The organism is Nocardioides ultimimeridianus (assembly GCF_054777895.1).
Map to the genome: position 1 here is coordinate 21,884 of NZ_BAAHAB010000021.1, position 22,204 is coordinate 44,087.

Annotated in this window: 23 protein-coding genes and 1 other RNA gene; 7 read left to right on the plus strand and 17 right to left on the minus strand. The window is 71.4% G+C overall.

Going from position 1 to position 22,204, the window contains the following annotated elements:
• Positions 1 to 19: 19 nt before the first annotated feature.
• Positions 20 to 472 (minus strand): hypothetical protein, encoded by a 453-nt coding sequence (locus ACYU8V_RS18100; RefSeq protein WP_460849306.1) that lies wholly within the window; start codon positions 470 to 472, stop codon positions 20 to 22.
• A gap of 277 nt (positions 473 to 749) precedes the next feature.
• On the opposite strand from ACYU8V_RS18100, the gene ACYU8V_RS18105 reads away from it, so the two are divergent.
• Positions 750 to 1,487, plus strand: coding sequence for a TetR/AcrR family transcriptional regulator (locus ACYU8V_RS18105; protein ID WP_460849307.1), 738 nt, complete (start codon positions 750 to 752; stop codon positions 1,485 to 1,487).
• Positions 1,488 to 1,516: 29 nt separating this feature from the next.
• On the opposite strand, the gene ACYU8V_RS18110 is transcribed toward ACYU8V_RS18105, so the two are convergent.
• The 3 genes from ACYU8V_RS18110 to ACYU8V_RS18120 all read right to left on the minus strand — a co-directional run bounded on the left by ACYU8V_RS18110 (position 1,517) and on the right by ACYU8V_RS18120 (position 3,874).
• Positions 1,517 to 2,536 carry a DUF3048 domain-containing protein gene (locus tag ACYU8V_RS18110; RefSeq protein WP_460849308.1) on the minus strand — a complete coding sequence of 340 codons (1,020 nt, stop codon included), beginning with the start codon at positions 2,534 to 2,536 and terminating at the stop codon, positions 1,517 to 1,519.
• Positions 2,537 to 2,650: 114 nt separating this feature from the next.
• Positions 2,651 to 3,421 carry an SDR family NAD(P)-dependent oxidoreductase gene (locus ACYU8V_RS18115; protein ID WP_460849309.1) on the minus strand — a complete coding sequence of 257 codons (771 nt, stop codon included), beginning with the start codon at positions 3,419 to 3,421 and terminating at the stop codon, positions 2,651 to 2,653.
• A 39-nt stretch (positions 3,422 to 3,460) separates the two neighbouring features.
• On the minus strand, positions 3,461 to 3,874 hold the full coding sequence (locus ACYU8V_RS18120) for an HIT family protein (RefSeq protein WP_460849310.1): 414 nt from the start codon (positions 3,872 to 3,874) through the stop codon (positions 3,461 to 3,463).
• 49 nt (positions 3,875 to 3,923) lie between these two features.
• On the opposite strand from ACYU8V_RS18120, the gene ACYU8V_RS18125 reads away from it, so the two are divergent.
• On the plus strand, positions 3,924 to 4,076 hold the full coding sequence (locus tag ACYU8V_RS18125) for a hypothetical protein (RefSeq protein WP_460849311.1): 153 nt from the start codon (positions 3,924 to 3,926) through the stop codon (positions 4,074 to 4,076).
• Between the two features lie 25 nt (positions 4,077 to 4,101).
• On the opposite strand, the gene ACYU8V_RS18130 is transcribed toward ACYU8V_RS18125, so the two are convergent.
• Complete coding sequence (locus ACYU8V_RS18130; protein WP_460849312.1) at positions 4,102 to 5,205, minus strand: helix-turn-helix transcriptional regulator; 1,104 nt, start codon at positions 5,203 to 5,205, stop codon at positions 4,102 to 4,104.
• Between the two features lie 108 nt (positions 5,206 to 5,313).
• Here ACYU8V_RS18130 and ACYU8V_RS18135 point away from each other — a divergent pair, with 108 nt between their 5' ends.
• Positions 5,314 to 6,591 carry an FAD-binding oxidoreductase gene (locus ACYU8V_RS18135; RefSeq protein WP_460849313.1) on the plus strand — a complete coding sequence of 426 codons (1,278 nt, stop codon included), beginning with the start codon at positions 5,314 to 5,316 and terminating at the stop codon, positions 6,589 to 6,591.
• 60 nt (positions 6,592 to 6,651) lie between these two features.
• On the opposite strand, the gene ACYU8V_RS18140 is transcribed toward ACYU8V_RS18135, so the two are convergent.
• Positions 6,652 to 7,077, minus strand: a complete 426-nt coding sequence (locus ACYU8V_RS18140; protein WP_460849314.1) for a hypothetical protein — start codon at positions 7,075 to 7,077, stop codon at positions 6,652 to 6,654.
• A gap of 73 nt (positions 7,078 to 7,150) precedes the next feature.
• On the opposite strand from ACYU8V_RS18140, the gene ACYU8V_RS18145 reads away from it, so the two are divergent.
• From ACYU8V_RS18145 to ACYU8V_RS18155, 3 genes are all read left to right on the plus strand, one after another.
• Positions 7,151 to 7,927 (plus strand): thioesterase family protein, encoded by a 777-nt coding sequence (locus tag ACYU8V_RS18145; protein WP_460849316.1) that lies wholly within the window; start codon positions 7,151 to 7,153, stop codon positions 7,925 to 7,927.
• Between the two features lie 143 nt (positions 7,928 to 8,070).
• Complete coding sequence (locus ACYU8V_RS18150) at positions 8,071 to 9,999, plus strand: putative toxin (protein WP_460849317.1); 1,929 nt, start codon at positions 8,071 to 8,073, stop codon at positions 9,997 to 9,999.
• Positions 10,000 to 10,019: 20 nt separating this feature from the next.
• Positions 10,020 to 10,601: a hypothetical protein gene (locus ACYU8V_RS18155; RefSeq protein ID WP_460849319.1), complete on the plus strand. Its 582-nt coding sequence runs from the start codon at positions 10,020 to 10,022 to the stop codon at positions 10,599 to 10,601.
• Between the two features lie 118 nt (positions 10,602 to 10,719).
• Here ACYU8V_RS18155 and ssrA read toward each other — a convergent pair.
• From ssrA to ACYU8V_RS18205, 10 genes are all read right to left on the minus strand, one after another.
• Positions 10,720 to 11,091: a transfer-messenger RNA gene (gene ssrA / locus ACYU8V_RS18160) on the minus strand.
• 57 nt (positions 11,092 to 11,148) lie between these two features.
• A complete protein-coding gene (locus tag ACYU8V_RS18165; protein WP_460849321.1) occupies positions 11,149 to 12,024 on the minus strand; it encodes an amidohydrolase family protein in 876 nt (291 codons plus the stop codon).
• Positions 12,017 to 12,517, minus strand: a complete 501-nt coding sequence (smpB, locus tag ACYU8V_RS18170; protein WP_460849322.1) for an SsrA-binding protein SmpB — start codon at positions 12,515 to 12,517, stop codon at positions 12,017 to 12,019. Before smpB ends, ACYU8V_RS18165 begins: the two co-directional genes overlap by 8 nt.
• A gap of 42 nt (positions 12,518 to 12,559) precedes the next feature.
• The gene (locus ACYU8V_RS18175; protein ID WP_460849325.1) at positions 12,560 to 13,861 is read right to left on the minus strand and encodes a M23 family metallopeptidase; all 1,302 of its coding nucleotides are present in this window, start codon (positions 13,859 to 13,861) and stop codon (positions 12,560 to 12,562) included.
• A 57-nt stretch (positions 13,862 to 13,918) separates the two neighbouring features.
• The gene (gene ftsX / locus ACYU8V_RS18180; protein WP_460849326.1) at positions 13,919 to 14,863 is read right to left on the minus strand and encodes a permease-like cell division protein FtsX; all 945 of its coding nucleotides are present in this window, start codon (positions 14,861 to 14,863) and stop codon (positions 13,919 to 13,921) included.
• 31 nt (positions 14,864 to 14,894) lie between these two features.
• The gene (ftsE, locus tag ACYU8V_RS18185; protein ID WP_460849327.1) at positions 14,895 to 15,584 is read right to left on the minus strand and encodes a cell division ATP-binding protein FtsE; all 690 of its coding nucleotides are present in this window, start codon (positions 15,582 to 15,584) and stop codon (positions 14,895 to 14,897) included.
• An 84-nt stretch (positions 15,585 to 15,668) separates the two neighbouring features.
• Complete coding sequence (locus ACYU8V_RS18190) at positions 15,669 to 16,724, minus strand: ATP-binding cassette domain-containing protein (RefSeq protein WP_460849328.1); 1,056 nt, start codon at positions 16,722 to 16,724, stop codon at positions 15,669 to 15,671.
• Complete coding sequence (locus tag ACYU8V_RS18195; protein ID WP_460849329.1) at positions 16,721 to 17,530, minus strand: ABC transporter permease; 810 nt, start codon at positions 17,528 to 17,530, stop codon at positions 16,721 to 16,723. The genes ACYU8V_RS18190 and ACYU8V_RS18195 overlap by 4 nt, the downstream gene beginning before the upstream one ends.
• Entirely contained in the window at positions 17,508 to 18,260 is a 753-nt protein-coding gene (modA, locus tag ACYU8V_RS18200) for a molybdate ABC transporter substrate-binding protein (RefSeq protein ID WP_460849330.1), read from the minus strand. The genes ACYU8V_RS18195 and modA overlap by 23 nt, the downstream gene beginning before the upstream one ends.
• Positions 18,257 to 18,655, minus strand: coding sequence for a TOBE domain-containing protein (locus tag ACYU8V_RS18205; RefSeq protein ID WP_460849331.1), 399 nt, complete (start codon positions 18,653 to 18,655; stop codon positions 18,257 to 18,259). The genes modA and ACYU8V_RS18205 overlap by 4 nt, the downstream gene beginning before the upstream one ends.
• 101 nt (positions 18,656 to 18,756) lie before the next feature.
• On the opposite strand from ACYU8V_RS18205, the gene ACYU8V_RS18210 reads away from it, so the two are divergent.
• Positions 18,757 to 19,359, plus strand: a complete 603-nt coding sequence (locus tag ACYU8V_RS18210; protein WP_460849332.1) for a hypothetical protein — start codon at positions 18,757 to 18,759, stop codon at positions 19,357 to 19,359.
• A 39-nt stretch (positions 19,360 to 19,398) separates the two neighbouring features.
• Here the strand turns inward: ACYU8V_RS18210 and ACYU8V_RS18215 are convergent, their stop codons facing one another.
• Complete coding sequence (locus ACYU8V_RS18215; RefSeq protein ID WP_460849334.1) at positions 19,399 to 22,179, minus strand: helix-turn-helix transcriptional regulator; 2,781 nt, start codon at positions 22,177 to 22,179, stop codon at positions 19,399 to 19,401.
• Positions 22,180 to 22,204 lie beyond the last annotated feature (25 nt).

A 22,204-nucleotide genomic window follows, 5' to 3' on the forward strand; every position in this document is an offset into this window, starting at 1 on the left:
GCGTCGAGCTGGTGGTGGGTCAGGCGGCGATGACCGCGCGGAGCCGCTCGAACAGGCTGCCCCGCTCCTCGACCTCCTCCTGCGGCAGGATCACCGCGGTGACGCCGTTGTGGAGGTCGCGCGCAGCGGCCTCGATGGCGGCGCCGATCGGCTCGGCGCTCTCGTCGATGTGGTTGGCACGGCCCGCCATCACGGCGAGGTACTGGTGCTCCTTGGCGGCGGCCTTGCCGACGGCCGTGGCCATCGTCTCGTCCACCGGGTGGGCGGTGTAGTGGTCCAGGATCAGCCGGACGCCGGGGAGCTCGTCCGCGGTCGCCTTCCAGCCGAGCATGACGGCCGTCTGGATGTCCAGCGGCTGGGTCATCAGCTGTCGCTCCACGTGGCCGGCGAGGCGGGTGTGCCACTTCAGCTGCAGAGCGGACAGGAGGTCGAGCTCGCCGGTGAACTTCTCGGCGACACCAGGCACGTCCATCGGGAGGATTCCGTCCCGTCGGGCCGCGGCAGTGGCGATCACGGTGCGAAGAACCTCGCCCCGGTTGTGAAACGCCTTCCAGGTCATGGTCAGCACTCCTTCTTCGTCACGGGGTGGTCAGGCGCGGTCGGACCCTTGGTGGGCCGATACTGCCGGCATCTGACATACCGTCGGTACGTACTTCGAGTATGGGCCATACCCGGGGTATGCCGAAGGCTCCGGCGTGGTGATCCCGAGCACGCGATGGGCGTCACATCGTGCGGCCTATGCTGAGCCGGTGGCGAAGGCGGTCTCGAAGGCATCGGTGTCCAAGCTCGTCCCCAACGTGACCGACGTCGTCGCCGGCGCGACCCGGCGGGCGTCGTACTCCGCCTCCACCAAGCGGGCCCTCATCGATGTGGCCGAGGCGCTCTTCACCGACAAGGGGTACGCCGGCACCAGCCTGGACGCCGTCGTCGCCGCCGCGCGAGTGACCAAGGGTGCGCTCTACCACCACTTCTCCGGCAAGCAGGCGCTCTTCGAGGCGGTCTTCGAGCGGGTGGAGATCGACGCCGCCAAGCACATCCAGCGCGCGCTGCGCCGCTCCCGCGACCCGTGGAAGAAGGCCGGCGCCGGGGTGACGGCGTTCCTCGAGGTCGTCCGCGAGCCGCGCTACCGGCGGATCGTGATCCAGGAGGGCCCCGCCGTCCTAGGCTACGAGCGCTTCCGCGAGCAGGAGGAGCGCTCCACCTTCGCCAACGTCGTCGACATCGTGCGCGCGACCCTGGACGCCGGCTCGTGGGAGCTCGACGACGACATGCTGCAGACCTTCGCGCGGATCTTCTTCGGCGCCATGTCCTCGGCCGGGGAGTCCGTGGCGACCGCCGACGACTCCGCATCCGCGGCGGCGCGCGTCGAGACGGCCCTGGGCTTCCTGCTCACCGGCCTGCGGATGCTGGCCGACGCCGGCATCGCGCTGCCGACCAGCGAGGACGCCCTCGCCGACCCCGGGAACGACGAGACCGCGGAGGGCTGAGCCCTCCGCGGTCCTGTCGTCGTACTCCGCTACTTGGTGAAGGTCACCGAGCCGGAGGAGAAGGTGCCCTTGCCGGGGACCAGCTCCAGCCAGGTGTGGCCGGCCGGGATCTGCAGCACGTTGCCCTGCGCGTCCTTGAAGGTCACCGCGGAGCCGGTGTCGGCCTTCTCCCAGGTGGCCTTCACCATCTCGCCGCCGTGGAAGATCATCGCGTCGCCGGAGCCCTCGAAGTGCGAGATCGGGACCGGGTTGCCCGCCGGGTCGCGGTAGTGGGCGGTCGACGTCTTCACCGTCGCGGTGATGACCGTGTCGGGGTTGAACTCGTCGCCCTTGGCCATGAAGCCGTTGGTCAGGACGTAGTGGCCGCCCTCGTAGGACCAGCGGTCGGTGCACGAGCCGCCCACGCGCGACACGATCGAGGTCGCCTTCTTGCCCGAGGGCAGGGCCTGGTCGCCGAAGGGCAGGTAGTCGTTCGGGCGGGCCGCGTCCTGCTTGGCCTCGGAGGCGATCTTGGCGACGTTCGCCATCACGCTGTGCAGGCTGTCGTGCTGGCCGTCGCTGACCCGTACGACGTTCGGGTTGTTCATGTCCAGGAAGGTGATTCCGGCCTTGTGCAGACCGCGCAGCGTCAGGGGCGCGGCACCCGAGGTGATGATCGTGGCGCCGACCGGCTTGGCGATGCCGATGTCGGTGAGCCGCATCGAGCGCACCGGGCCGACCTTCTCGGGCAGCTTGTCGTAGAAGAAGGTCGCGAGCCGGCACAGGCCGCCCTCGACGAGCTCCTCGGTGACCAGGTCCGCGCTGCCCAGGCCGATCTGCGGGTCGCTGGCCTCGGTGTTGTCGACCTTGACGATGTAGACCGGGTGGGTCTGCGCCGGGTCGCTCATCGGAAGACCGGTCAGGGGGTCGGTGGCCGGGGCAGGGGTCGCCGCCGTCGTACCGGCCGTGTCGGGGGCCGTGGTGTCCGCGGTCTTCGAGCCGCAGGCGGTGAGCGCGAGGCTCAGCGCCGCGAGGGCGGCGGGGACGGCGAGACGGTGACGGTTGTGCACGAAGGGCTCCGATCGAGATGTGGGGAAGGGTGCTGGCAATTCAGTGTGGGCGGGCGCGCGACAACGCCCGCGCAGGTTGCGCGGGCGTGTCGGCTCAACTCAACGTGATGTGAATCAGACTCCGAGGGAGATTCCGCCGTCGACGTACAGCGTCTGGCCGGTGATGTACGACGCCTCGTCGCTGGCCAGGAAGGCCACGGCGGCCGCGATGTCGCCGGGCTCGCCGACCCGCTTGACCGGGTTGGCGTCGGCGTTGAGCCGGCGGAACTCGTCGACGTCCATCTTCAGGCGGGCGGCCGTGGCGTCGGTCATCTCGGTCGCGATGAAGCCGGGTGCGACCGCGTTGACGTTGATGCCGAACGGGCCGAGCTCGATGCCGAGGGTCCGGGTGAAGCCCTGGATGCCCATCTTGGCGGCCGAGTAGTTGGCCTGGCCGCGGTTGCCGAGCGCGGAGGTGCTCGAGATGTTCACGACCTTGCCGTACTTCTGCTCGACGAAGTGCTTCTGCGCGGCCTGGGTCATCAGGAACGCGCCCTTGAGGTGCACGCCCATGACGAGGTCCCAGTCGACCTCGGTCATCTTGAACAGCAGGTTGTCGCGGGTGATGCCGGCGTTGTTCACCAGGATGTGGATCCCGCCGAGCTCGGCGACGATGCGCTCGATCGCGGCGTCGACCGACGCCTTGTCGGACACGTCGGCACCCACGCCGATGGCCTTCGCGCCGTCGGCCAGCTCCAGCTTCGCGGCGGCCTCGGCGGCCGCGCTCTCGTCCAGGTCGACGATGGCGATCGAGGCGCCCTCCGCGGCGAACCTGGTGGCGGTGCCGAAGCCGATCCCGCGCGCTGCTCCGGTGATGACGGCTACTCGCCCGTCGAAACGACCCATCTGCCTACCTCTCAGCTCGGTACAAGTCCGCCGCGCAGCCTACGCGGACAGGGCGGACCGCAGACGGGCGGCGTACTCGGAGGCCTCCCCGCCGGCGTACTTGGTGCGCGGCCAGAAGAAGCCGCGCAGGCCGTCGCCCTTGGTCCGCGGTACGACGTGCAGGTGCAGGTGCGGCACCGACTGGCTGACCACGTTGTTGATCGCGACGAAGCTGCCCTGGGCGCCCAGGCCGTCGACCACCGCGCGGGCGAGCCGCTGCCCCGCCGCGAGGAACGGGTCGCGCAGGGCGGCCGGCAGGTCCGGCAGCGTCGCGTGGTGGGCGCGGGGCACCAGCAGGACGTGACCCTTGAACACCGGGCGCTGGTCGAGGAAGGCGATGAGGTCGGGCTCGTCGAGGACGATCTCGGCGGGCACGTCTCCGGCGATGATGGAGCAGAACACGCAGTCGGGCACCCGCTCACGGTACGGTTCTCCCTGTACGTACGACGTCCAAGGAGCACAGATGTCCAACGCCGACGGCGAGCAGTTCGGTGGTTTCTCCGACAACCACTACCAGCACCTCATGCACACGCTGGCCCTGGTGTCGCTGTGGCTGATCATCATCCTCGGCGTGGGTGCCGGCGTCTTCGGCTTCATCTGGGGCCAGACGCACTGATCACCTGAGGAGTGACGCACCGGGCTCAGACCCGGCGCACCGCACCCTCGAAGCTCGGCCGGATGTGCTCGGCGAACAGCTGCGCGACGAGCTCGCCCCGGCTCGAGGCGCCGCACTTGTGCAGGATCGACTTCACGTGGTCGCGGACGGTGTGCGCCGACAGGCACAGCTCCGCGGCGATGTCCCTGCTGGACAGGCCCCGGGCCAGGTGGCCCACGATGTCGGCCTCGCGCTCGGTCAGCGCGTAGCCCTCGAGCACCATCGGCACCAGGTCGGTGACGCGGGCCGGCTCGACGACGAGGGCCACGTGACCGTCGCCCGAGTCGGTGCGCGCGGCCGTGATCCGCATCCAGCTGCCCGACAGCGCTCGCATCCGGGTGCTGAGGTGGGTGCCGCTCGGGTTCGACCGCGCACGCGTGACCAGGCCGAGCAGGGTGCCCGGCACCTCCGAGGACGTGCCGACGCCGGCGAAGGTTCCCGAGTCGAGGGTCCGCACGTGCTGGACCCCGCGCAGATCCTCGAGCAGGGAGCGGGCGCTCACCGTCGCGTGGACGATCAGGTTGTCCCGGTCGACGATGACCATGGCCGACCCCGCCGCGATGCAGGAGTCCGTGCGCGTGACCGCGTGCCGGAGGCCACGGGCGATGAACCGGCACAGCTGGCGCACCTGGCACATCTCCGCCTCGGTGAACGGGCCGTCGTCCGCCTCCCGCAGCAGGCTCACGATGCCCCAGCAGCTGGCGCCCAGCACGAACACCGCCCGCAGCTCGTCGCCGGCGCCGATCAGCTGATAGAGCTCCACGTACGCCGGCGAGCGCTGCAGGTCACCGTCGGTGGCGTCCCACAGCGTGGCGACCGGGTCGGTGCGGCGGGCGAGGTCGGCGAACTTGTTGTATCCGGGCGACACGAGCTCGAGGTCCCAGAACGGGCCGCAGGCCTGGGGCTCGAAGCCCTCGACGATGCCCGAGACGGGCAGGATGGTGTTCGGATCGACCGCCATCAGCGCCGCCCACCGGAACCGGCAGACGTCGTGCAGGGCCGCGAGCGAGGCGTTCAGGACGCGGTCGAGATCCGCGTCCGCCGCGGCGAGCAGGCGGTCGCGGGCCGTCGCGAGGTCGGCCACCGTCACGAGCCTGAATCTAGGCTCATCGGCGTACGCCTGCCATCCCCCAATTGAGGGGTCGGACACCCGCGTCAGGGCATTCCGCCGTGCGCCGCCGGCGACGACGCTCGCAGCATGACGAACCTGCTGCTGCCGTCCGACGAGGGCTTCGACGCCGCTCGCTCGGCGTGGAACCTCTGCTTCGACCACCGCCCCGCCGCGGTGGTCCCCGCCCGCTCGGTCTCCGACGTGATCGAGGCCGTCCGCCTCGCTCGGGAGAAGGGCTGGAGCGTCACCGTCCAGGCCACCGGCCACGGCATGGCCGTCGCCGCGGACGCGAGCTCGCTGCTCCTCGACGTGAGCGGGATGGACGACTTCACGATCGATCCGGACCGCCGTGCGGCGACGGTCGGCGGGGGGACCCAGTGGGGCCCCGTGCTCGCGGCCGCGCAGGAGCACGGGCTGGCTCCGCTGCTCGGCTCCGCGCCGCACGTCGGGGCCGTCGGCTACTCCCTGGGCGGCGGCTTCGGCTGGCTCGGGCGACGCCACGGGCTCGGCGTGGACCGGGTACGCCGGATGACGGTCGTCCTGGCCGACGCGACGGTCGTCGAGGCCTCCCCCGACCAGAACCCGGACCTGTACTGGGCCCTGCTCGGTGGCGGTACGGGCAGCCTCGGCGTCGTGGTGGAGCTGGAGACCGAGCTCCTCCCCGTGGGCCAGGTCTGCGCCGGCAACCTGCTCTACCCGATCGAGGCCGCGGCCGAGGTCTTCGACTTCTTCCTCGACTGGACCCGGACCGTCGGCGAGGACATGACCAGCGCCTTCAACATCACCGCATTCCCACCCCTGGAGATGATCCCGCCGCCCCTGTGCGGGCAGCGGTTCGCCATCGTGCGCGGATGCCACTGCGGCGACCCCGCGGAGGCCGAGGCCCTTGTCGACCTGTGGCGGCGCTGGCGCGCACCGGCGATGGACATGTTCGGCCCCCTGCCGTTCGCCGAGATGGCGCACATCTCCAACGACCCGCTCGACCGCGTCCCGGCGGCCGTGACCGGGCGCTGGCTGCGCGAGGCCGACCGGACGACGTACGAACTGCGGCACGCCGGCGGGGCGATCTCGACGCCGAACGCGTCGGTCAGCTACGCGGCGCGGGGTGCCGAGTTCAGCCTCGAGGCGGTGGCGATCACCCCGGTGCCGGAGGCCGAGCACGCCGCCCGCGAGCTGTTCGCGACGATGACGACAGCAGTCGCCGGGCAGACGCCGCCGCTGGCGGCGTACCTGAACTTCGTCGAGGCCGAGGAGCGCGTGGCGCTGGCCCGGCAGGCCTTCGACGAGACGACCTGGGAGCGCCTGGCCGCGACCAAGCGGGCGGTCGACCCGGACGGCATGTTCTCCCACGGGCTGCCGCTCTGACAGCCCGCACCGCACGACCGGTGATGGTGCGGGCTGTGGGGCCGCACCATCACCGGCTCCTCAGCTCAGCAGGAGGGCCCCGCCGGCGGCCAGCGCGACGGCCTTGAGCACCTCGGTGACGACGTACCAGAGGTGGGAGTGGGAGCGCGGGTCGTCCTCGGCCCCGGCCAGGACCTTGTCGGACCGCCGCGCCAGCACCGGGCGGACCACGACCAGCTGGAACAGCAGGCCCACGACGGCGAGGCCGAGTCCGACGGCGGCGCCGACCGGCGGGGTGCCGGCCAGCAGGCAGCCGGCGATGGCGACGGCGAGCAGCAGCTCGATCCGGTTGAGCGCGCGGAAGACGGCGCGGCCGATGCTCAGGCCGACCGCGAGCGTCACTCCGGGGACGCGGAACTTCAGCGGGGCCTCGAGGAACGAGAGGCCCAGCACCATCCCGAGCCAGACGAACGTGAGCGCCACTGCCACGGCATTCCAGGTATCCACAGCTCCTATTATCGGCACCCGCGCACCCCATCGGAGGGTGGGCACCCCCGCGGTGCGCTGCCAGGATCTGACGGTGGCCTACTGGAGGAGGACCGGGGAGTCCGGCTTCGCGCCGACCGAGCACGTCGGCGGCGCCTGGAACGCCGCCGAGCAGCACATCGCTCCGGCGATGGGCCTGCTGGCGCACTGCGTCGAGCTCGACCGCGACGCGCGGCGTCCGGACGCGCCGGCGATCAGCCGGGCGTCGTACGACATCCTCGGACCGGTGCCTCTGGAGCAGGTGACCGTGTCGGTCGCCGTGACGCGGCCGGGGCGCACCATCGAGCTGGTGCGTGCCGAGGGGTGCCACGACGGCCGGCCGTTCCTGGTGCTGCACGCCTGGCTGATCGCGGGACGGGACACGGGTGCGGTCGCCGGCACCAAGCTGCCGTCCGTGCCGGGGCCGGAGGACACGCCCGCGTGGGACATGACCTCGATCTGGCCGGGCGGGTTCATCGCCTCCCTGGAGGTACGCCGGACGCTGCTCGCGCCGGGACGCTCGGTCGTCTGGGCCCGCACGCCGCACGCCCTCGTGGAGGGTGAGCCGGTCAGCCGGACCGCTGCCGTCGCGGGGCTGCTCGACATCACCAACGGCGTCTCGCCGCGGGTGGATCCGCGCTCGGTCGGCTTCCCGAACCTCGACCTCACCGCGCACCTGCTGCGCTCCCCCGCGCCCTCTGCCGACGGATGGCTCGGCCTGGACACCACGGTGTCGTTCGGGCCGGGTGGGCTGGGGATCACCAGCAGCGTCGTACACGACGCGGCGGGTGTGCTGGGGACGACCGCGCAGACGCTGACTGTGCGCCCCTGACCGCTCGGGCGGGATGGCGTCGTCCCGGCATTGTGTCGGGGCGTGCCGCGAAGGTGCGGGCTGAAGATCGCGATTCGCCCCCGGCACGCGTTGCGCCGAAGTAGCGTCAACCGCGCTCGGTGCCCCCTCGGAGGAAGAACGACGTGAGATCCCACTCCCCACGTGAACGGACGATCAAGTACCGCCACAAGTTCGTGCGGACCAGACCGAGCCGGCAGGACGACGTACAGCGTGAGTGGCAGGACAAGGGGTGGGAGCTCCACAAGGTCCTGGAGGGCAGGCTCCGCAACGAGCTCATCTTCCGACGTGAGCGCGCCAGCAGGCTGTGGCTGCGCCTGACCGCAGTCGCTGTCGTCGCCGTCCTCGCAATCGTGGCCGTGGTCGCGACCCACCCGGGTCTCATCGGCCAGGGACACACGAATGCCGCGAAGTCGGACGCAGCCGCAGCACTCAACGCGCTGCGAGCAGGCGATCTCGCCGGGCTCGACGACGACCTCGCTGCTCGCCGGGGCGAACCCGCCTTCGCCTACTACTTCGCATCGCAGGCGACTCCACGGCAGCTCGGTGACGCGCTGTCGACCGTCGTCGACGCCGGGGGCGACACCCCGCTGAAGCAAGGCATCGACCCTCAGGCCTACGAGATCACGCTCGTCGACCTCGCGGGTGTGCTGGCCCTGGCGACGCACGGCACCGGACGGTGGGCACTCCCGGCGTCCTGGGCGACCGACTTCGCGTCGGCCACGACCTCTCCGGAGGCCCTGTACGGGGCTGTTGCGCCCGATGCGGATGACGCAGCGCGGCAGCGGGCGGACCAGGACCAGGCCGACAAGGACAACCTGCTGCTCCTGCTCTCGCGCGGCTACTGGTCGACCGACTTCCTCAAGACGATCACCCAGGCCTACTGGGACTTCGACCACTCCGCGAAGGACGGTGCCTGGCCCGGCCCCACGCTGACGGACGCCAAGTACGCGCCTGCGCCGAGCGGGGCCCACCTGAGCGACGGCATCCTGGCCCTCACCGCCGCCCTGACCGCGAACCCGGACGCCAGCGCCTGGGCGTTCACCGACTTCCAGCCCGGTACCGAGACCGTCCAGGACGCGGCCGGCACCAGTCACGCCATCGGCAAGTTCAGCAACTACCTGTTCTTCGAGCACGTGTTTCCCGGTGGCACCGGGGACGGCAGCGTGGGCATGACCGCCGCCCTCACCGCGCTGTCCTCCGCCATCGACGCAACGGGCGGCGACGTCCGCCGCCAGTTCACCTACGACGGGGACGGCCCCTTGGCCGACTCCGTGGTTCTGCAAGACATGGCGCAAGCCGTCCAGCAACTGGCTGACGGTTCGATCCTGTCGAAGGTGTGGCACGCCACCAAGCACGCAGCCGAGACCGCATGGCGCTGGGTAGCACACGTCGCGCAGCACTGGGGCCATCAGATACTCGACATCCTCTCGTTGGCAACCTTCGTGCCACCGCCGTTCGGACTTATCGGAGTCGGCGCTGCAGCGACGAACGCGACTTGGTACGCCGTCGAGGGCGACTACGCGAACGCCGGGCTCGCCTTGGCCGCCGCCGTTCCCGGACTGGCCTTCGGCAAGATCGTCAAGTTGGCCAAAGCAGGCACCGTGGCCGCACAAAGCACCGCGGCGGCAATCATTGTGGCGGCCAGAGCCGAGACGGTGGTTGCTCCGATCGTCAAGCTGTGGCGGCCGGCCATGAACGTCGCCGAGCATGCGGCTGAGAAGTGCTTGGGTGGCGGCCCCGCCGCGCAGCGATGCGGTTGGGCCGCCGAGAAGGCGGTGCAAGGGGCATTCTCAATCGGCCGCAAAGCCACCGTGGTGATCGATGGACGTACCCGGATCTTCGATGGGCTGACGGCCAAGGTCGCCACGGAGATCAAGAACGTCCGCTACCAGGGATACACGCAACAACTGCGGGACTACGTCGCCTACGCTGAACAAAAGGGCCTGCAGGTCCAGCTGTTCGTCCGCGGTGATCCGAACCCAACGCTCTTGTCAGGCGCTCTTCAGGATGCGATCAGGGCCGGACGAATTCGATTGAGGTATATACCGTGACATCGAAGAAGCGAGCACCCATGAGCGCCACCGAACTCATGGCCCAACTTCAATCGGATCCCGACTTCCAGCGGAGAAGCGCCGAAGACGATGCGCGGCGGGAAGAAGACGGCCGATCGCTTCGCGAAGCTGAGTCGCCGATCGTGGCGGCACTCCAGGCGCACGGTGTCAGGGTGAGGTCGATTTGGGATCTCGTCGGCACCTCCGAGCCGTATCCTGAGGCTTTGCCGGTCCTGATCGAACACCTCGAACGCGGAGGGTATCCGGAGCGCGTCATGGAGGGGCTCGGACGTGCTCTGGCGGTGAAGCCTGCGGTCGCCTACTGGGATCGGCTGAAGGCGTGCTGGCTCCGACCGAGGGATGCGGGCGAGGAGGAAGGTGTTGCCGCGGCTCTGGCAGCGTGCGCGACCCCGATGCAGGTCGACGACCTCATCGGCTTCGTGTCACTCGAAACGCGAGGGGACTCGCGGGTGTACTTCGTCCGACCGCTCTTGGCGCACGGTGGGCAGCGAGGGAGAAAGGTCGTACAGGCCCTTCGGAAGGATCCCATCGTCGGACGGGAGGCTACCGCCCTTCTGCGGAATCCCAGGCTCAAGGCATAACGAGGTCTGAGTGCCCCGGCAGAATGTGCCATCCGCCGCCGACCTCCCAAGACGACACTAGGGTGCGTTCCCCCTGCACCTGGTGCAGGGGGAACGCACCCTAGTCATCTCAAAGGGCTGGTGGAGCTGCGGGGAATCGAACCCCGGTCCTCGAGCGTCGATCCAGGTCTTCTCCGGGTGCAGTCTGTGGATGGTCGTCTTCTCAGTCCCGGTGCTTGCACAGACACATCACCGACAGACTCAGTCAGGTTTGAGTCCCGAGCCACCGCCCTGACAGCAGTGGATCAGCAAGTCTCCTAGGCGACGCCAGATTCAGGGACGGAGACAGATGCCCTGACTGACGCTTCGATCACCGCTCAGGCGGCGAGAGCGAAGGAACTGCGCTTAGCGTTGGCAGTTATTGTTTTCCAGCGATCGTTTACGAGATAACGCTGGCTCCTCGACCCGCTTCCCCTGGAACTAACGTCCCAAGTCGAAACCGATCAGCCCCTCTTGAGTTGTCAACCTCCGACCGGAGCCGGAAGCTCCAGTCTACGGGGCACAACGCTCATGCCGCAGCCGGGATTCCCAACAGGGCCGCGGCGTTGTGCCAGCACACGTCGCGCAGCCAGTCGTCGCCGAGGCCGAGGTCGGCGAGCCAGCCGAGCTGATCGGCGTACCGGAACGGGAGCGTCGGGAAGTCCGAGCCGTAGACGATGCGGTCCTGGAGGCCGCCGAGCCGCGGGACCAGGTCGGCGGGGAACGTTCCGAAGAACGGCGCCAGGGCCATCGAGGTGTCGAGGTGGACGTGGTCGTGCGTCTCGGCGAGCGCGATGAAGTCGGCGGCCTCGGGCATGCCGAGGTGGGCGATGACCAGGCGCAGTCCCGGGTGGCGGCGCAGGAGCCGGGCCGTGGCGGCAGGCCCCGTGTAGGGGGTGCCGACCGGGCCGGAGCCGACATGGGCGACCACCGGCACGCCGGCCTCGGCGATCAGGCCCCACGCCGCGTCGAGCAGCGGGTCGTCGACATGGAAGGACCCCACCTGCGAGTGGACCTTGAACATCCGCACCCCCGCGTCGAGCAGGTCGGCGACGTACGCCGTCACGCCCTCCTCGGGGAAGAACGTGCCCGTCCACAGCGCCTCGGGCACCTCGGCTGCGAAGTCGCGCGACCAGCCGTTGAGGAACTCCGCCGCACCCGGCTTGTGGGCGTAGGGCAGCGTCGGGAAGCGGCGTACGCCGAAGCCGCGGAGCAGCTCGAGCCGCTCCTCCTGGCTGTGCCGGTAGGTGATCGGCCACGAGCGGCCGATCAGCTCGCCGCCCTGGTCGAACTCGCGCCAGACCGCGCGCTCGATCGGTGGCGGCAGGAAGTGGACGTGCAGGTCGAGCAGGCCCGGGAGGCCGAGGTCGCCCCAGAAGCGGCGTACCGCGTCAGCCTCAGTCACGCATGCCCTTGAGCCGGCGCCCCAGCTCGGTCTGCTTCTCGCGGTCGGCCTCGCGGGTGGCGATCGACTGGCGCTTGTCCCAGGTCTTCTTGCCCTTGGCGACGGCGATCTCGACCTTCGCGCGGCCCTTGACGAAGTAGATCGAGAGCGGGACGACGGTCGCGCCCTTCTCGCTCACCTTGCGGTCGATCTTGTCGATCTCGACGCGGTTGAGCAGCAGCTTGCGCTTGCGCTTGGCGGCGTGGTTGGTCCAGGTGCCCTGGGCGTACTCGGGGATGTGCACGTTGTGCAGCCACGCCTCGCCCCCGTCGATGTCGACGAAGCCGTCGACCAGCGACGCGCGACCCAGGCGCAGCGACTTCACCTCGGTGCCGGTCAGCACCATCCCGGCCTCGTAGGTGTCCTCGATCAGGTAGTCGTGGCGCGCCTTCTTGTTGGACGCGACGACCTTGCGCCCCTCGGCGATGTCGGACTGACCGGACTTCTTGGACATGAGGACCATCCTCTCAGGACGGTCCAGCGGTTATCGCCGCGGCTAGAACCCGATGTACGGCGCCGGGTCGACCGTCGCGCCGTCCCGCATCAGCGTGAAGTGCAGGTGGCAGGCGGTCGACCAGCCCGTCGTACCGGCCAGGGCGAGGGTCTCGCCGCGGGAGACCTGCTCGCCGACGTGGGAGCGGTAGGCCGAGATGTGGTTGTAGATGGCGACGTACCCGTGGCCGTTGATGCGACCCAGGTCGAGGTAGAGGCGGTTGCCCCACACGTCGGAGTAGTACTGCTCGATCACCTTGCCGCGGCCGACCGCGACCTCGGGCGTGCCGCAGGGGGCGTGCAGGTCGTCGCCGTCGTGGAGGCCCCAGTAGTGGTAGATCGGGTGCATCCGCCAGCCGTACGGCGAGGTGATGTAGGTGTTGGCCACGGGCGACAGGAACATCCCGTGCGTGGTGCCGACGTGGTGGTTCGCGTCGCCGGAGGTGGCCGCCAGGATCTTCCTCTTGATCGCGGCCTCCTCGCGGTGCAGCTTGCGGAGCTTCGCGAGGTCGGCACGCTTGGCGCGTACAGCGGCGGCGCGGGCGTTGCGGGTGGTGACGACCAGCTTCCTCACACGCTGCTGCGTGGCGGCCGCGCTGCGCACGAGCCCGCGGATCCGCACCACGGTCCGCTGCGCCGACGCGCGGTGGGCGCGGACCTGGTTGCGGGTGGTCTGCACCTGGACCCGGCGCTGCTGGAGGTCGGCCTGCTTGGTCTGCAGCGCCTGGAGCTGGATCTGCTCGTCGCCGACCACGATGTCCTGGGCGGTGGCACCGGAGTTGAGGTCCTGGAGCGACCCGGCGCTCAGGTAGGAGTCGACCGCGGCGAGGCTGGGGTTGTGCTCGGTGGCGTAGTCGATCACCGAGCCGGCGGTGATCGCCCGCTGGACGACGACCTGGTTGCGCGCGACGGTCACCGCGGCGATGGCGCCCTCGAGGCGCTGCTGGGCGGTGCGCAGCTGGCCCTGGAGCCGCTGCTCGACCACCCGCGCCGACGTGAGCTGCCGCCGGGTCCGCGCCAGGGTCGTGCGGGCGACCGTCAGGCGCCCCTGCGCGACCCGCAGCCGGGTGGTGATCCGCAGGACCTGGGAGCTGACGTCGTCGAGGTCGCCCGCCACCTGCTTGATCTGGCCGTGCACCTGGTGCTGCTGGTGGTGCAGGTGGCCGGTCCCGTCGTGGTGCCCCTCGGCGTACGCCACGGGTCCGGCGACGGCGGCCGCCAGGACCAGGGTGGTCGCGAGAGCGACGCTGCGGTGCGAGCGCGCGCCGACGACGGTCTGTCGCCGGGCGCCGGGGAAGAGGCGCACGATCTGAACCAATCGGTGTTCGGGGAAGTGAACACCTCGGACTGTATCGGCGCCGGATCAGACCTTGATGTATTTGCGGGTCAGCAGGAGTGTCGGGACGATCGTCAGCACCAGGCCGAGCCACAGGATGCCCGGCGGCCAGGTCCCGATGATCACCTGCACCCAGTCGCGCCAGCCGATCCACGGCAGGAAGCGCAGGTTGTCGGCGAGGCCCTGCTGCACCCCCCACTTCTCGATCGCGGCCAGTGCGCCGGTGGCCAGGGCGCTGCCGACGAGCGCGGTCACCACGGCCTCGAGGAGGAACGGGAGGGTGATGTAGAGCGTCGAGGCGCCGACGAGGCGCATGATCTCGAGCTCGCGCCGGCGCGCCAGCGCGGCCAGCCGGATCGTGTTGGCGACCTCGAGCAGCGCCGCGAGGAGCAGTACGACGGCAGCGACCCAGGAGCCGACGCGCAGCACCTTGATGATCCGCTCGATCTGGCCCAGCGTCTCGCTCTGGTCGACCACGCGCTGCACGCCGTCCAGGCCGTTGACCGCGCTCACCGGGCACGCGCTGCCCACGGCGCTGGTCAGGGTCGCGCGGAACTCCGCGGGCCACTTGGCGACGGTGATCAGCGGGTCCGGGCCGGTGAACTCCGAGGGGTCCATCGTCTGCCGGGCGTAGTCGTAGCCCTTCTGCTTGCTGATGAACTCCACCGCGGACACGTCATCGGGGCACTTGCCCAGCGCCTGCCGGATCTGCTGCTCCTGCGCCGGGTTGACCTCGCCGCCCTGGCAGTTGGGCCGGTCGGCCCGCAGCTTGTCGTTGTCGGTGCACAGGTAGATGTTGACCGTCAGGTCCTTGCCCAGGGTCTCGTTGGTCAGCCGGGCCTCGCGCTGCAGCAGGATGCCGCAGCCGGCGAGCGTGAGCGAGACGAAGATCGTCAGGATCACCGCGAGGTGCATGGTCAGGTTGCGGCGCAGTCCCGAGCGCAGCTCGGTGAAGACATAGCGGAGCGTCATGTGTCTGAAGTCTCTTCCGTCAGTGCCGGGCTCAGTGCTGGAAGCCGTAGCTACCGGACGCCTCGTCGCGGACGACCAGGCCGTTGTCGAGCTCGACGACGCGCTTGGTGAACTGGTCGACGATGCCGTGGTCGTGGGTCGCCATCACCACCGTGGTGCCGGCGGCGTTGATGTCCTCGAGCAGGTTCATGATGCCGACCGAGGTGGTCGGGTCGAGGTTCCCGGTCGGCTCGTCGGCGATCAGGATCATCGGCTTGTTGACGTAGGCCCGGGCGATCGCGACGCGCTGCTGCTCACCACCGGAGAGCTCGTCGGGCATCCGGTCGGCGGTGCCGGCGAGGCCCACCAGCTCGAGGGTCTCGGGCACGGTGCGGTCGATGGTCCTGCGGGAGCGACCGGTCACCTGCATCGCGAACGCGACGTTCTCGGCGACGGTCTTGTTCTGGAGCAGCCGGAAGTCCTGGAAGACCGCGCCGATCTGGCGGCGCAGCCGCGGCACCTTCCAGCCGGCCATCCGGTTGATCTCCTTGCCGGCGACGTAGACGCGACCCTCGGTCGGGCGCAGCTCGCGCAGCACCAGGCGCAGCGCGGTCGACTTGCCGGACCCGGAGGCACCGACCAGGTAGACGAACTCGCCCTTGTCGATGTCGATCGTCACCCCGTCGAGCGCCGGCCGGCCGGGGCCCGGATATTTCTTGGTGACCTTCTCGAAGCGAATCACGCTGTACGACGTTACGCGACCCGAGCCCTGCTGCCACGTTGCCGCGGCGGGGAATGCGCGGTCGTGGGGCGGGTCACGTGCGACTCAGGTGCGATGGACCGCCACCTCGGTGGCCTTCACGGTCAGCGTGACCACCTCGCCCGGGGCCAGCCCGAGCTCGGCGACCGCCGCCGGCGTGACGTCGGCGGTCAGCACCGGACCGGGCGTCCGCGGCTCGGTGCGGACCCTGACCCGGTCGCCCGCCGGCTCGAGGTCGCGCACCCGCGCCTCGATCCGGTTGCGCGGGCTTCCCTCGTCACCGCCCGGTGGGCCGGCGTGGATCGCCACCGCCGACGGTCGGAACAGCGCGACCGCGTCGACGCCGTCCGGGACGGCCTGCTCGGCCAGCCCCACGATCCGCAGGCCGTCGGCGGTGGTGACCGCGGTTCCGTCCCAGGTGCCGCGGACCAGGTTGAGCCCGGCCAGGCGCGCGGCGAAGCCCGAGCGCGGCGTCGCGAGGACCTGGGTCGTCGGCCCCTCCTCCACGACCCGTCCGCCGTCGACGACCACGACCCGGTCGGCCAGCAGCAGCGCGTCGAGCAGGTCGTGGGTGACCAGCACGACCGTGCGTCCGGCGAGCACCTCGCGGAGCAGCTGGCGCAGCGCGGGCGCCACGTCGACGTCGAGGGCGGCCAGCGGCTCGTCCAGCAGCAGCAGCTCGGGCTCGGCCGCCAGGGCGCGGGCGATCGCGGCGCGCTGGGCCTGGCCGCCCGAGACCTGGTGCGGGCGGCGGTCGGCCAGCTCCTCGATGCCGAGCCGCTCGAGCTGGGCCCGCGCGGCGGCGTGGGCCGCGGACCGGCGTACACCTCGGGCGCGGGGGGCGAAGGCGACGTTCTCCAGGACGGTGAGGTGCGGGAAGAGCAGGGGGTCCTGCGCGAGGAGCGCGACGCCGCGGTCGTGCGGCGGGAGTCCGTCGAGGGTGCGGCCGCCGAGGACCACGTGACCCTCATCGGGGCGCAGCAGGCCGGCGAGCACGGCGAGCAGGGTGGACTTGCCGGCACCATTGGGCCCGACGACGGCGACCGTCTCCCCCGCCGCCACGTCGAGGGCGAGGTCGACACCGCGGGAGGCGACGACCGCCCGTGCCTCCAACCCACTCACAGGGCGCTCCGGTTCTGCCGGGCCAGGCCGATCACCACGACCGCGACGACCACGAGCACCAGCGCCAGGGCGAGCGCGGCGTCCGGGTCGGTCACGCGCTGCAGGTAGATCTCGATCGGCATCGTCGCGGTCGTGCCGGGCAGGCTGCCCGCGAAGGTGATGGTCGCGCCGAACTCCCCCAGGCAGCGCGCGAACGCGAGCACGGTCCCGGACAGCAGGCCGGGCAGCACCAGCGGCAGCGTCACCCGGCGGAAGACCGTGGTCGGCCGGGCGCCGAGGGTGGACGCCACGACGTCGTACCTCCGTCCGGCGGTGCGCAGCGCGCCCTCCAGGCTGATCACCAGGAAGGGCAGCGCGACGAAGGTCTGGGCCATCACCACGGCGGTGGTGGTGAAGGTGACCTGGATGCCGAGCAGGTCCAGCTGATGGCCGAGGAGGCCGTGCCGCCCGAAGGTGTAGAGCAGGGCGAGTCCGCTGACCACGGGCGGCAGCACCAGCGGCAGCAGGACCAGCGAGCGCACGATCCCCTGTCCGCGGAAGCTGGTGCGTGCCAGGACCGTCGCCATCGGCACCCCGAGGATCACGCAGAGCAGGGTGCTGGCGGTCGCTGTCCGCAGGCTCAGCCACAGCGCCTGCAGCGAGCTGTCCGAGGTGATCAGCGAGCCGAAGTGGGCCCAGTCGACGCGCTCGGCGACCGCGAACAGCGGCAGCAGGACGAAGAGCGCCCCGAGAAGGGCCGGCGGCCAGAGCCAGCGTGGCAGGCCCAGGGACGCCGGCCCCCGATCACGGCTGGCCGAAGCCGGCATCCTTCAGCACCTTCTGACCCTGCGCGCCCAGCACGAAGTCGACGAACTCCTGGGCGGTCGCGGCTTGCGAGGAGTCCTTGAGAACGGCGATCGGATAGGTGTTCACGACCTGCTTCGACTGCGGGAACGGTACGCCGGTCACCTTGTCACCGGCCGCGGTCACGTCCGTCACGTAGACCAGGCCGGCGTCGGCGTCGCCGGACTCGACCTTGCCGAGCACGTCGGTCACCGACTGCTCCTCGCTGACCGGGTGGATCGTGACGCCGGTCTTCTGCTCCATGGTCGCCGCCGCGGTGCCGCACGGAACGCCGTCGGCGCAGACGACCACCTTGACGCCGGCCTTGCCAAGGTCGGCGAAGCCGGTGATGTGGGCCGGGTTGCCCGGCGGGGTCGCGATCTCCAGCACGTTGGTGGCGAAGTCCTTGGGGTCGGTGGCCGTGCCGTCCTGGCTCAGCGCGTCCATGTTCGTCGTGTCGGCCGACGCGAAGACGTCGGCGCCCGCGCCACCCTGGATCGCGGAGACCAGGTCCGAGGAGCCACCGAAGTTGAAGGTGACGTGCACGCCCGGGTGGGCCGCCTCGAACTCCGTGCCGAGCTCGGTGAACGTGCTGGTCAGCGACGAGGCGGCGAAGACGGTGATGGTCGTGCCCGAGTCCTTGCTGCCGCAGGCGGCCAGCGGGATCAGCAGGGCGGCGCTCATCGCGGCCAGGACGGTCAACTTCTGGTTCACGGGCGCTCCACGACGACGTTGGTTGACTTGATGGATGCGACCGCCGTGACGCCGGGCACGAGACCCAGCTCCTCGGCGGCCTCGGTGCTCATCAGCGAGACGATCCGGTACGGACCGCAGATGAGCTCGACCTGGGCCATCACGTGGTCCTTGGTGACCTTCGTGACCAGGCCCAGGAGCCGGTTGCGGGCGCTCACGGCGCGGGCGCGCTGGGGATCGGGCGCCGCGGACAGCTCGACGGCCAGCTCCGCCAGCGCCTCCCCGGGTACGACGGTGCGGCCCGACTCGGTGCTCGACGTCAGCCTGCCGCCGTCGATCCAGCGGCGCACGGTGTCGTCGCTGACGCCGAGCAGCTCGGCGGCCTCGGACACGCGGTAGACGCTCACGCGCTGCATCCTTCCGCATCTGCGTCGTCTTTGACCAGTTGTCTCCGCATTTGCGGTTTCAGAGGACCGGGCGGAGACGACCCGACCGGCCGCTGCGTACTCTGGCCGCCGTGTCGACCGCTGTCCGTGCGCTGCTCCTCGCGGTGGTCTTCACGGCCCTGCCGGTCGGGGTCGGCGTCGCGATGACCGGCGGCCACGTGGTGGCTCCGCCGCCGGCGTACACCTCGAAGGCGCTGGGCGACCTCGACACCACCACGATGACGATCGCGCGCGGCGCGTTCTGCGACCGGCTCCCCGCCGCCGCGGTCACCGCCGCGCTGGGACGCGCGGCGACGTACGCCGACAGCTACGGCGACGGCGACCGGCGCGCGGTGCCGGGCGGCGGGACCGACCTGCTGCACGAGTACGGATGCGTGTTCCGCGGGGGCGGGGCCGAGGCGCGGGCGTGGGTGTTCGCTCCCCCGATCGGCGGCGCCAGGGCCAAGCTGCTGGTGGCGCGGCACACCCGCGACTGCCGGGTGGTGCAGGGCGCACCGGAGTTCGGGCAGCCGTCGGTCGCCACGCGGTGCGGGACGAAGGTGACCACGGTGACGTTCCGCGGCCTGTTCGGCGACGCCTGGCTGTCGTGCAGCCTGGCGGGCTCCGGGACCGCGGACCTCGCCGACCGCACGGACCGCTGGTGTGCGGCGGTGGCACAGGCCGCGCACGCCTGATCCTGTGCCGGGCGGCGGACCGCACTCGGCAACCCGACCTCAGGACGGATCGAGCTCGATCCCGGCGAGCTCCTTGCGGGAGCAGACCCCCAGCTTGGCGTAGGCGTTGGCGAGGTGCTTCTCGACGGTCTTGCGGGAGACGAACAGCGTCTGCGCGATGACCGTGTTCGTGAGGCCGCCGGCAGCGAGGCGGACGACCCTGCGCTCGGCGGCGGTCAGGGAGTCCGGACCGGTCAGGTGGACACGACGCGGCCGTGCGCCGGCAGCGAGCAGCTCCGCGTGCACCTCGTCCGCCAGGACGGTCGCGCCGCACCGGGTGGCGAGGTCCAGGGCGTCCTTGAGCCGTTCGACCGCGGCGGCCGCCTGACCGCTGCGGCGGAGGACGCCGCCGATCGCTGCCGCGACCCGAGCGCGCTCGAGGACGGCGGGGCTCCCCGCCACCGTGGCCGCCGCCTCCTCCAGGATGGCGAGCGCGCGGGGACGGTCGAGAGCTGCGGCGAGCTGGCGGAGCGCGCCGGACCGGGCCGCCGGACCGGACAGCCGGCGCGCGAGCGCGAGCTCCTCCTCGGCGGCCGCGAGCGCGCCGGGCACGTCGCCCGTGAGCCGGAGGACCTCGGCGACGTGGGAGCGCCAGGCGAGGTAGCCCGGGTTCACGAGCCCGAGCGCGTCGAGACAGGAACCGGCACTGCGGAAGTCGGCCAGTGCCGCGTGGAGGTCTCCCCGTGCGAGCGCCGCCTGTCCGCGCGCGTCCACCAGCAGGGCGATCGGCGCCGTCTCGGCCGGCTCCAGCGGGAACGGCGACTCCTCCAGCGCCCGCTCGGCAGCGTCGAGGTCTCCGCGCAGGAGGAGGCACTGCACGTGGACGGCGACCAGCTCCGGTGAGCCCTTGGGCCAGCCGGCCTCGGTGGCCCAGTCCATCGCCGCCACGACCTCGAGCTCGGCGTCGGCGAGTCGGCCGAGCCGCAGCAGCTCGGTCCCGCGGTAGACGGTGGCGAGGGCGTAGCCGACCCCGTTGCCGGTCCGGCCCGCCTCGGCGAGCATCTCGCCGCTCAGTCGCTCGAAATCCTCGTGCCGCTCGACCGTCGTCAACGTGTAGAGCGCGGCGGGCAGCACACCCGCGTCGAGGTCGACGGCAGCCACCAGCCCGGGTGGGGCGAGCGCCTCGGTCAGATACCGATCGACGTCCTCGGCGGTGCCGTCCAGCGTGGCCTCCAGCGCGAGGTAGACGGCCGCTCGACGGCGTACGTCCGGATCGGGATGGGCGAAGCCGCGGTCGAGCACCGGACGATCGGCCCGCGACCCGGCGACGGTCGGGACGGTGGTGCGCGCGATCCAGTGGCGCTCCATCGCGGCGAGGGTGGCCTTCGCCGAGTCGGCCGGGAGGAGCATCAGGGCAGCGTCCAGTGCGGCGATGCCGATCGGGGCGAGCCCGGCCTTGCGGGCGAGCTCGGCCATGGCGAGTGCCCGGTCCGCGCGGACCAGCGCGTCGTCGGCGCCCGCGAGGCTCGCGTTCAGGTGGTCGAGCGCGGCGATGTCGCCCAGCGTGGCCTCGGCGATCCCGAGGGCGAACAGGTGCTCGTCCAGGAGCTCCGGCGGAGGTGGCTCCGCGAGGCCGCGACGCAGCAGGTCGATCGCAGCGCCCGGGCTCCCCGCAGCCATCGCGTCGCGTCCGGCTCCCAGCAGCACCCCACAGATCCACGGGTCGCCGGTCGGCTCGGTGTGGACGAGCTGGGTCGCGACCAGGGCCTGCGTCGCCCCCGCCTCAGCAAGCACCCGGGCCGCACGATCGTGCCACCGCGACCGCTCGTGACGGCCCAGGTCGCCCAGCACGGCCGACCGCAGGATCGGGTGGGCGAAGCCGAGGCCCGTGCCGTCGCCGCGGAGCACGGCCGCGGTCGCCAGCGCGTCCGCCGTCGCGGCGACGACGTCGAGGTCGACGCCGGCCAGCCGCGCGACGTGATCGAGTCGCGTACCGTCACCGAGCACCGCCACCGCGCGGGCGACGGTCGTGGCCTGCTCACCGACGGCGGCGAGCCGCGCCAGCACGCTGCGCACGAGGTCGTCCGGTGCGGCGTCCGCGACGGCGAGGTGGGCGTGGAGGAGATCCGGTCCTCGGCGGAGGATCTCGCTGAGAAGCTGGTCGACGTAGAACGGCACTCCGCCGGTCGCCCGGTGGCAGGCGGCGGCGAGCCCCTCGGCCGGCCAGCCGACCCTGGCGGCGACGAGCTCGCCGACCCCCTCCGCGGAGAGCGGAGCCAGCGCGACCTCGCTCGCGACCGCGTGCAGACCGGCGAGCCCGGAGGGCCACCGCGCCTGCGAGCGCGGACGAGCCGCCACGACGATCAGCACGGGGAGGTCGGCGAGCCGGCGCGCGACGTACGCCAGGGCCTCGAGGGACGCGTCGTCGGACCAGTGGGCGTCGTCGACGAGCAGCGCCAGCGGCGCCTCGCGGGCGAGGTTGGCGAGTGTCCAGTACGTCGCGTGCTGCAGCCCTCCGGTCGGCGTACCGCCGTCGAGCAGGGTCGCCACCGGCGCGGCGGCATCGGTGAGCACCGCCGCGCGCTGTGCCGGGTCGGCCAGCGCGGAATCGAGGAGCGATCGGATGACGGCGTACGGCAGGGGCTGCTCCAGCTCGCTCGCGCGAGCGGCGAGCACCCGCAGGCCCTGCCGCGCGAGCCGGTTCCGGGCGACGTCGAGGACCGATGACTTGCCCATCCCCGCGAGCGCGACCACGCATGCCGCCGCGCCGCGGCCTTCGCCGGCGGCCGAACCGAGGGCGAGGAGGTCGTCGATCGCCGTGCCGCGCTCGAGGAGGTCCACCTCGAAAAGGTAGGGCGCCCACCCT

What these genes read in the sequence shown, in the direction of transcription:
- ACYU8V_RS18100 (WP_460849306.1), bottom strand. Translation starts at nt 472, where the DNA reads ATGGACGTGCCTGGTGTCGCCGAGAAGTTCACCGGCGAGCTCGACCTC.
- ACYU8V_RS18155 (WP_460849319.1), top strand. Translation starts at nt 10,020, where the DNA reads ATGAGCGCCACCGAACTCATGGCCCAACTTCAATCGGATCCCGACTTC.
- ACYU8V_RS18135 (WP_460849313.1), top strand. Translation starts at nt 5,314, where the DNA reads ATGACGAACCTGCTGCTGCCGTCCGACGAGGGCTTCGACGCCGCTCGC.
- ACYU8V_RS18125 (WP_460849311.1), top strand. Translation starts at nt 3,924, where the DNA reads ATGTCCAACGCCGACGGCGAGCAGTTCGGTGGTTTCTCCGACAACCAC.
- ftsX (WP_460849326.1), bottom strand. Translation starts at nt 14,863, where the DNA reads ATGACGCTCCGCTATGTCTTCACCGAGCTGCGCTCGGGACTGCGCCGC.
- smpB (WP_460849322.1), bottom strand. Translation starts at nt 12,517, where the DNA reads ATGTCCAAGAAGTCCGGTCAGTCCGACATCGCCGAGGGGCGCAAGGTC.
- ACYU8V_RS18195 (WP_460849329.1), bottom strand. Translation starts at nt 17,530, where the DNA reads ATGCCGGCTTCGGCCAGCCGTGATCGGGGGCCGGCGTCCCTGGGCCTG.
- ACYU8V_RS18115 (WP_460849309.1), bottom strand. Translation starts at nt 3,421, where the DNA reads ATGGGTCGTTTCGACGGGCGAGTAGCCGTCATCACCGGAGCAGCGCGC.
- ACYU8V_RS18205 (WP_460849331.1), bottom strand. Translation starts at nt 18,655, where the DNA reads ATGCAGCGCGTGAGCGTCTACCGCGTGTCCGAGGCCGCCGAGCTGCTC.